Raw genomic sequence first — 448 nt, forward strand, 5'->3', positions numbered from 1 at the left:
GCCTCGGGGCCACTCAAGTAAATCGCGGGGCGCAGTATAGCGGACCCGGTTTTGTTAGGCAAATCGGCAGCGCCGATTTGCCTTTGCGTCCATCAGTTGACGGCGTCTTTCAGCGCCTTGCCCGGACGGAACTTCGGCACCTTGGCCTTTTTGATCTTGATCGTTTCGCCGGTGCGCGGATTGCGGCCGGTGCGTGCGGCGCGCGCGGACACGGCGAAAGTGCCGAAGCCCACCAGCGTGACCGTGCCGCCCTTCTTCAGGGTGGTCTTTACGGCACCGATCAGGGCGTCAAGCGAACGGCCGGCGGCGGCTTTCGAGATATCGGCCTTGCTGGCGATGTGATCGATGAGTTCGGTTTTGTTCATTCAGGTTTACCCCTCACAAGGTATTGGGTTTTCCAGACGCGCAGAGCAAGTAGACAAACAGGCGCCGGCAAACAGAGAACGGA

General features: G+C 60.3%; 1 protein-coding gene. It reads right to left on the minus strand.

What is annotated here, in order from left to right; translation table 11 throughout:
• Positions 1 to 92 precede the first annotated feature (92 nt).
• Entirely contained in the window at positions 93 to 365 is a 273-nt protein-coding gene (locus HR9077_RS20960) for an HU family DNA-binding protein (protein WP_003812968.1), read from the minus strand.
• Positions 366 to 448: the final 83 nt, after the last annotated feature.

Origin of the sequence: Modicisalibacter radicis, assembly GCF_900961225.1 — a bacterium.
Taxonomy (GTDB): domain Bacteria; phylum Pseudomonadota; class Gammaproteobacteria; order Pseudomonadales; family Halomonadaceae; genus Modicisalibacter.